The 8797-nt window shown below is 34.1% G+C and carries 9 protein-coding genes; 7 read left to right on the top strand and 2 right to left on the bottom strand.

The window, feature by feature from the left end:
* The first annotated feature begins 190 nt into the window (after positions 1-190).
* The 3 genes from guaA to GXZ72_07385 all read left to right on the top strand — a co-directional run bounded on the left by guaA (position 191) and on the right by GXZ72_07385 (position 2601).
* Complete coding sequence (guaA, locus tag GXZ72_07395; GenBank protein HHT19368.1) at positions 191-1117, top strand: glutamine-hydrolyzing GMP synthase subunit GuaA; 927 nt, start codon at positions 191-193, stop codon at positions 1115-1117.
* A gap of 281 nt (positions 1118-1398) precedes the next feature.
* Positions 1399-1872 (top strand): GTPase, encoded by a 474-nt coding sequence (locus GXZ72_07390; protein HHT19367.1) that lies wholly within the window; start codon positions 1399-1401, stop codon positions 1870-1872.
* 81 nt (positions 1873-1953) lie between these two features.
* Positions 1954-2601 (top strand): class I SAM-dependent methyltransferase, encoded by a 648-nt coding sequence (locus GXZ72_07385; protein ID HHT19366.1) that lies wholly within the window; start codon positions 1954-1956, stop codon positions 2599-2601.
* 35 nt (positions 2602-2636) lie between these two features.
* Here the strand turns inward: GXZ72_07385 and GXZ72_07380 are convergent, their stop codons facing one another.
* Together GXZ72_07380 and GXZ72_07375 are read right to left on the bottom strand one after the other, a co-directional pair.
* Positions 2637-3308: an HAD family phosphatase gene (locus GXZ72_07380; GenBank protein ID HHT19365.1), complete on the bottom strand. Its 672-nt coding sequence runs from the start codon at positions 3306-3308 to the stop codon at positions 2637-2639.
* A gap of 77 nt (positions 3309-3385) precedes the next feature.
* Positions 3386-4207: a HEAT repeat domain-containing protein gene (locus GXZ72_07375; protein HHT19364.1), complete on the bottom strand. Its 822-nt coding sequence runs from the start codon at positions 4205-4207 to the stop codon at positions 3386-3388.
* A gap of 322 nt (positions 4208-4529) precedes the next feature.
* Between GXZ72_07375 and msrB the strand changes: the two genes are divergently transcribed.
* The 4 genes from msrB to GXZ72_07355 all read left to right on the top strand — a co-directional run bounded on the left by msrB (position 4530) and on the right by GXZ72_07355 (position 8786).
* Positions 4530-4946: a peptide-methionine (R)-S-oxide reductase MsrB gene (gene msrB / locus GXZ72_07370; protein HHT19363.1), complete on the top strand. Its 417-nt coding sequence runs from the start codon at positions 4530-4532 to the stop codon at positions 4944-4946.
* A gap of 71 nt (positions 4947-5017) precedes the next feature.
* Complete coding sequence (locus tag GXZ72_07365; protein HHT19362.1) at positions 5018-6181, top strand: hypothetical protein; 1164 nt, start codon at positions 5018-5020, stop codon at positions 6179-6181.
* Between the two features lie 39 nt (positions 6182-6220).
* Complete coding sequence (locus GXZ72_07360) at positions 6221-7204, top strand: DegT/DnrJ/EryC1/StrS aminotransferase family protein (protein HHT19361.1); 984 nt, start codon at positions 6221-6223, stop codon at positions 7202-7204.
* Between the two features lie 127 nt (positions 7205-7331).
* Positions 7332-8786 (top strand): HEAT repeat domain-containing protein, encoded by a 1455-nt coding sequence (locus tag GXZ72_07355; protein ID HHT19360.1) that lies wholly within the window; start codon positions 7332-7334, stop codon positions 8784-8786.
* The last annotated feature ends 11 nt before the right edge of the window (positions 8787-8797 follow it).

Genomic DNA, 8797 nt, shown 5'->3' with positions numbered 1-8797 from the left:
TTAATTAATTACTATCATATGTGCGGATTTTTATAAATCATTGCAAATATAGAAATATAAATTAAAAAATAATTTAGTTGATATGTTTTATGCAATTTAAATCAACTGAAGCTAAAAAAAAATATTACCTATTATAATCCAATTTAAATAAAAAAATAAAACTTTATTATCAAAATTTAAGGTGATAAACATGCTAGATCCATCTTCTTTCATTAAAGAATCTATAGACAAAATCAAAAAAACCATAGGTGACAAAAAAGCAATAATCGCCCTTTCTGGAGGTGTTGACAGTTCAGTGTCATCAGTATTGGTTTCTAATGCTATTGGAAATAATTTAACAGCTGTTTTTGTAAACCATGGCCTACTCCGTGAAGGGGAAGCAGATTATGTCAAAGAAACTTTCCAAAACCGACTGAATTTAAAGTATGTTGATGCAAGTAATGAATTTTTGGATGAACTAGAAGGTGTCGAAGACCCTGAAGAGAAACGAAAAATCATCGGGGAAGTTTTCATACGAGTTTTTGAAAGAGAAGCTGAGAAGATTGGTGCTGATTACTTAGTGCAAGGTACAATTGCTCCGGACTGGATTGAAAGTGATGGAAACATTAAATCACATCATAATTTAGCTCTTCCTCACGGAATGGTCCTGGAAATTGTGGAACCTATAAGAGAACTTTATAAGGACGAAGTTAGAATTCTTGGACGTGAAATGGGCCTCCCGGATGGGATAGTAAACCGACAGCCATATCCTGGCCCAGGTTTGGCCGTGCGTATTGTTGGGAAAATAACCCGACAAAAAATTGAGATATGTAGAAAAACCAATGCAATAGTTGAAGAAGAAGTTGAAAAGGTGGGTTTGGATAAAACTTTATGGCAGTATTTTGCGGTTCTTACTAATACTAAGGTCACCGGAGTGAAAGGGGATATGCGAGATTATGGGTATTTAATTGTTATTAGAATGGTAGAGTCTCTTGATGCCATGACTGCAGATGTGCCTAAACTGCCATGGGAACTGGTGAAAACAATATCAAAAAGAGTTACTGCAGAGATTCCTGAAGTGACCCATGTGGCCTTGTCAGTGAGTGACAAACCACCTAGTACCATTGAATTTGCATAATTTTTTTTTTAACTTCTTTCCCCTTTTAGAGGATTTAACCAAAATAAACGCCAATCAATATTTTTATATTATTTCATTTTTGATTTTACCCCACCATTTTGCGTTAATTAACAAAATTCATTTTTTGGCCAATAACCAACATTGCAAGCCACAACACATAATATAAATGATGTGATTTCAAGCACTATCCTATCTGTTTTGATATATTCATTTGTGAAAATAATTATTATTAGATAAAAGAAGGAGGATTTTATTAAAAACAATTGGGGGGGGAGATATTTATGGAAATTAAAAAGATTTTAATGTGGGGAAACTCTGGTTCTGGTAAAAAAACTGCCCTGAAACATTTGTGCCACAGTTTAGTGGAAAATGATTCTGTGATTTATGGAAAAATTACTATTTACAATGAAAAACTGGAGATTTTTTGCCCAACTGGGGCAGAACAATTAAAGTCGTGCGAAAACTTATTATCCCCGAACATAGACGGCGCTATAATATTAATTGATAACACTCAGGGGATTACAACCACATGTGAAGAAATGATGAAAATTGTAGAGGGGAAAAAAATTCCTTTTGTGATATTTGCAAACAAACAGGATTTAAACAATGCACCATTAAATTGTCATCATTCAAAGGTTCCAATACTTCCAACTGAGGCAAATTCAGGTAAAGGAATTATGCATGGTTTAAACACTTTACTTGAAATCATGTCCCCCGGATATGAGAAAAGGAAAATAGAAGTTATTAACTGTTGAAGAAACATCATATTTTTTTTAATGAAATATTTTATTATAAAAAGTTTAAATTAAATATAGCGATTTATATAAACAGAGGAAATGATGAAGCCTATTCAAGATCAGGTAAAATATTGGGATGAATTAGCAGATGAAAAAGAATTCCCCACACCATTTTTTCTAGAAGCAATTAAAAAACATGTTAAAAAAGAGATGAATATCCTTGATGTTGGCTGTGGTTATGGTAGGATTTTAAATGAACTCCATAATAATGGTTTTAAAAATTTAACGGGTGTTGACTTCTCAGAGGCGATGCTAGAAAGAGGAATGAGATTATATCCCTACTTAAAGTTTGTAAAAAATAATGGGGAGAAATTACCCTTTACGGATAATGAATTTGATGTTGTGCTTCTTATTGGAGTGTTAACCAGTAATGTAACTGATATAGAACAGGAAATTTTAATAAATGAAATTTCTAGAGTTTTGAAAAAAAATGGAATAATCTATATCAGTGATTTTCTGTTAAATTATGATACTAGGAATCTTAAACGTTATGCTAAATATGAGGATAAATATGGGATTTATGGCGTGTTTGAACTTCCTGAAGGGTTGGTTTTGAGACATCACACTATTGAAGATGTATTGAAATTGACTAAGAATTATAAAAAATTATTATTGGAAAAAACTGTTTTTAAAACAATGAATAGCCATGTTTCTAATGGATTTTATTATATTGGACAAAAAAAGTGAAAACTTAGAGATTGTTATCATTATGGGAAAAATTATTAGAAATCTATTTTCTGCAAAAAATCGCGTACCTCCACAAGTGAGTTAAAGGTTTTTTCGGCTAATTTCTCAATATTTTCATCTGGTTTTTTTACATCAAAAACCAGAAAAGGTATCATATTAGCTCTTGAAGCTGCAAGAATACCATTAGCTGAGTCTTCCAATACCACAGATTCGTTGCTTTTACAATTCAATTTCTCCGAGACTGTTATAAATATGTCAGGTTCGGGTTTGCCTTTAGAAACATCATCCCCACATACTATTAAATCAAACTTTTCTTTGACTCCCGCAGAAAGCAAGAACTGTTCTGTCCTTTCCCTTTCGGTGGAGGTGGCCACTGCTTTTAAGACTGGTTTTTGGTCTAAAAATTCAATTAATTCGTAAAGGCCTTTTTTAACAGGAATTCCATTTTTTTCTATAAAATCCTGGGCATATTTTAATCTTAAACTTCTAATTTCATGATATGGGAAATTTTTGCCCAAATTTTTTTTAAATACTTTTTTTGCACCATGGATATCCAATCCAATTGATTTTATTACAATTGATTCTGAAATAGGGATACCATACGTGTTTCCTGCCTTGATCCAACTGTAAATTGCCAAATTTGTAGTGTCAAACATTAGTCCATCCATATCGAAAATAAACAAGGATATTGTGTTAATTGATCTCATATTCCTCCCTTAAATTCTAGGTAAAATATTTTTTATGCGATGAAAAAATGTTCATGATTTTAGGATTATGAGGTTCATTATAGATTATCCAGACTTATTAACGCTTTTTGAGCTGATTTTCTTATTTCTGGATTCTTATTATTAGTGAAACTCACGATTAAGTTAATTGTCTCAGGAGTTGTAACGTTTAAATTACCCAAGCTCCTCAATGCTTCCCATATAATTGGAGAATCATAATCACTTCTGATTATATTTAATAATGAATCAGCAGCTTCCTGACTATTTTTAAATCCGCTTAAAGCCCTTATTGTTTTCCATAAAGTAATTTTATTACCCTTATTATCAAAATTTCTTTCCATCACATTTAAAAGTGCCTCTAGACCTCTTTTATCTCCTGTTTTGGCGGCGATTCCCCCGATTGCGTCAATGGCTTGCTGGGCTTTATAATCTGTTCCATTTTCTATTACTTCAATAAGGTATGGGGTTGCTGGTTTTCCAATTTTTACCAGTGTTCTGGCAGCCAGATCCCTTACTAAGGGGTAACTTTTTTTGTTGAAATATTTCTGGGGAAGTTCAGTTTCCTGATTTTTTCCAATTTCACCAAGAAGATCTAATAATGGACTAATTGCAGGAACACCTATTTGTGATAACGCTTCAGAAATTGCCATCCTAGAATATAATGCTTTTTCCCGTTTAAACGCCGTGCAAAGGGGAATTATGGCATCAACGTCTTGTTTTTCCCCTAATATGCTGGCGGATATTGTTCTTTTTTGTGGATTAGAATTATTGAGCATTTCAATTAATTCATGGGTTGCAAACCCACGATAAACATTTAGCTCTTCTGATGAAATCTGACCTCTTTTCTCCCTGTTCATTCTTTTTACAGTTTTAGGATTCATAATCAAAAGCCCTTTTTTTAAAAAATATTATTTTCCCCACCTAATTCTTAATATTAGTATTTATTATAACTTATTTTTCAAGATTTATTTCCATTTTATGATCTACTTAAAAATCTTTATTTCATAATAGTTTTTTTTTAGTGGGTGAATGTATAAATTGCCTAAAAACATAAGTCCACCAAATTAAAAAATTAATATGATAAGTAAGCAAGGGTAATTTAAATCCTTAAAATTGTAAATGTGAATGGTGTCAAACATGGAAGATGAAAAAGATAAAAATGGTTTGATCCCGATATATTTCTCCAATTCAAATAGCATAAAAATGGTTGAAAAAATTGTAAAATCTGATGAATATTGGAAATCGTTTTTATCCCCTGAATCATATCAAATTACAAGAAAAAATGAAACTGAACCTGCATTTACTGGTAAATATCATGACTGTCATGAGGATGGGATTTACCAATGTGTTTGCTGTGGAACTGATCTTTTCGAATCCAAAACCAAATTTGATTCTGGTACTGGCTGGCCCAGTTTCTGGGCTCCGGTTGCAGAAGAGAATATTGCAACCAAAACTGACCGAAGCCTATTCATGGTACGAACTGAAGTACTTTGCGCCCGTTGCAATGCACACTTAGGCCATGTTTTTGATGATGGCCCACCTCCCACTGGTTTACGCTACTGCATGAACTCAGCTTCCCTAAACTTGGTTAAAATAGAAATACAACCCAATCAATTGTGAATAGATTAAAGATATATTACTTCTCATCTGCTCTGCTAAAATCTTTTTAAAAACAGGACTAATCTGATAATATGATGGGTAAGAAAACTTACCTGAAAAAATTGACCTCTAAATTTCAAATACCTTCAATCGATGTGGGTAAAGAGTTGGAAGGGAGCACACCACCATCAGTATTCATTGGTAGTTGGAACTATCCAAAGGTTTATGCAGGTCCCATGATCTCCACTGTATCTGGAGACACCACCATAATGGACACTCCAGAGGCATGGATCCCTGGAGAAAAAAACCAGGAAGATATAATTACTTACAGGATGAGCTTGGTTAGGGGAAAAAATATGTTGGGAGTAACTGAACTGGATAACCGGATGGTGGAAAAACTCCAAGAAATCTCATTGGCATCAAGTTCCATTGACAGTGAAGCAGAATTCTGGAAAAAACCAAGAGGAGTTTCATTCAGTGAATATCAAGCCCCTCATGGGCCTAGTGCCATATTAGAGAAGTTTGAAATTGATAACGTTAGATGGGACCGTGAACTGGAGAAAGTGTATTATGACACTGATCTTAAAGCTCAGGACGCGCTAATGGATCTTCACCAAAAAGATGTGCCATTTTCCCATATGCAGAAGGCTTTTTCTGTTGGTACAATGGGTGTGGATAAAAGAAGACGCCTTGTGCCAACCCGTTGGTCTATCACTGCTTGTGACACCACCATAGCTAACCAGTTACTTAAAGAAGTAAAACACTACGATTTAGTGGATGTCCATCGAGTATACGAGTTTAGTAGTCTTAATAATTATTATGCTGTGCTTATACTTCCCACGCCTTGGCAATACGAATGGATGGAAGCATTTTTACATGTTTTAGGAAAGGAAAAACTCATTTTCTCCGATTATGAAAATTATAATGGAAAAAAAGAATATTCAGTGGTTGGAGGATGCTATTACACTTGTAAAATGGCAGTTCTGGAAGCTTTAGCTCGTCAAAAAATTCAGGCAGGAGTTGTTGTTCTCAGAGAGGCTTATTCCGGATATGTGCCACTGGGCGTTTTTAACGTCCGAGAAAACATTAGACATGCCATGGAACAGCCTTATCACGAATTTGAGGATATGAAATCAGCTTTGGCCTACATTGATACTCGTTTGAAACTTCCAATAGATAGTTTTATCAAAACCAGTGATCTATTACAGGACCTCCTTAAATCAAGACAGACCACTCTTGATAATTTTTTTAAGTAAATTTTAATAAATGACTAAATTATTAAAAATCGTGATAATATGGACTTTTTTTTTAAAAAACCCACCAAAAATGCCAGGGAAGCTATGTGTCAGGCATCTTTAGATCTTGGGAATCGAGAAATAGAAACAAATCATAATCGGAATGCTGAAGAGAGTTTAAAAGACCTTACTTGCCATGAACATGCCCGGGTAGTTAATAGTGGAAATTCAGCTATAATGATCGCAATGAACAACATTAAAGGACCCGTTTTATTACCAGATCAGGGTGGTTGGACTGGATTTAAAAAAATTGCCGATTTTTTAGGTCTGAAAATATCATACCTTCCCACAAATCATGGAATTATCAATTTAGAAGTTTTAGATGATAATATTAAACTTAAAACACCTCATTCACTATTTATAACTAGTTTTGCAGGTTATATGGCAGAACAACCAGTTAAAGAAATATTTGAATTGTGTGATGAGAGAGGGGTGATTTTGGTGGAGGATGCTTCAGGTTCTATTGGTGATCCCCAGAGAAGTTTGGCTTGCGGTGATCATGCCCATATAATAGTGGCATCTACTGGATCACCAAAAATCATCAATTTGGGCAGTGGAGGATTTATTTCCACCAATGATCCAAACATGCTTGATAATTCTAATTTTATTCTAAAAACTTTACGCCCAAACCCTGTTATATGCGCAGGTTTGGTTGAAGCCATTAAAGAAGCACCAGATACTCTTTCTAAAACATTACAAGCATGTAATTTTTTGAAAAAAGAGATTAAAACGGTTTTATTTGAGGAATATCGTGGAATAAATGTAACCATACCTTCAAAAAACCCTAAACCGATGGCACGTGAATTGAGAAAAAAAATTCCTGTAAATGGTGGTGGGATGATTAGTACTTGTCCACGTTATGACCGGATAAAACAACCAGCAGTGTGTTTGGAAATAAAAAACTTGGAAATAAAAAGTTTGAAAAATGAAAATCTGAGAAAAATAGCAGAAATAACTAATAAGATCATTTCTGATTTTATGTAAAAATCTCATGATTAATGCTCTTGAGCATACTCTCATTTTAATGAGTATTATTGATTTGTAAGTGAAAATAGATAAGTTTATTTCTTAATTTTGACAATTTTGTATTATAATTTTAGAGGATCTTATAATGTCAATCTTTAAAATCACTGAAGAAGACGTGGCAAATTATAAACATGACAAAAATATAAAAAAGTTGATTAAATCAATTTATCATCCTAATAGCTTGATAAGATACCGGGCAATTGAAGCTTTAGGAGATTTGGAAGATAAATCTGCAATTTATGATATTTTAGGCGCTCTAGAAGATGAAGACGAATCTGTGCGTAATATGGCCGTGTATTCATTGGGTGAAATTGGGGATAAACGAGCGGCAAATATTATTATTGAAAAAATCCAATATGAGGGAAGTGATTTTCAGGAAATTGCAATCTATGCCTTAGGGGAAATTGGAGGAGGAAATGCTGTAAAATATTTAACCTCAGTTTTAGAAGATGATGAAAATGATGATATGAGATGGAGGGCAGCCGAAGCCCTTGGAAAAATTGGAAGCTTTGAATCTGCTTCTTCACTTATTATCGCTCTTAAAGATCGTAATAGAGAAGTGAGACATAGTGCAGCTGATGCTCTTGGGGAGATCGGTGATCCTCGATCAACTAAACACTTGAAAAAAGCTCTTGATGATGAAAGCTGGCAAGTACGTAAGTGTAGCTTGAATTCACTATTTAAAATGGATGAAATATCTTTTGAAATTGTTCTAGACTGTTTGTATGATGGAGATCCTCATGTGAGGGAAAAAACCGTCCAAATAATGGGTAGAATTGATGATGAAGATTTCATACCCTATTTAGAAGATATGCTCTTTGATGAAGATGATGATGTTCAAAAAACAGCAATTGTTTCTCTTGATAAGATAAAAGCCAATGCTAAAATCAAAACAATACCCAGAAAAGATAAAGTTTTGAGGGCCAAAAAATCGCAAGAACGCTTGGAAGAGGCTATTGAAAAAATTGGTCAAGAAAAAGCTGTGGAAATATTGATTGAAGCCTTGAATGAACCTGATCCTGATATTAGACATCGTGCAGTTGAAGTTTTGGGTGAAATTAGAGATCCGAGGGCTGTTGCTCCACTGATTAAGACTTTGAAGGATGAAAATTCCAGTGTCCAATGGAGGGCTTCAGAGGCCTTGGAAAAAATCAAGGAACCATCAGTTTTACCCCTTATCGAAGCATTGAAAGATGATAATGAGAGTGTGAGAACCAGGGCTGCGTGGGCGTTGGGAGAAATAAGAGATTTAAGAGCTATCGAACCACTGATTGCAAATTTAGATGATAAAAGCGCTGCCGTCAGATGGAAAACAGCATTATCACTGGGTAAATTTAAAAAACCCGCTGTAAATCCATTAATTAAAGCACTTAATGAAGGTAACTCCATTGTTCGAGAAAAAGCTGCAGAAGCCTTGGGAGAAATTGGGGATAAAAAAGCACTTGAATCTTTAAAATCTGCGCTGCAAGATGAAGACCCTCATGTACGAATTAGTGCTGCAGATGCCATAGCTAAAATAGAAAAACCGAAAATAAATTAAGGATAATAAAA

The organism is Methanobacterium sp. (assembly GCA_012838205.1).
Taxonomy (GTDB): Archaea; Methanobacteriota; Methanobacteria; order Methanobacteriales; family Methanobacteriaceae; genus Methanobacterium.
The sequence above is the reverse complement of the archived record's forward strand: the minus strand, read 5'-3'. Positions and strand labels throughout refer to the sequence as shown.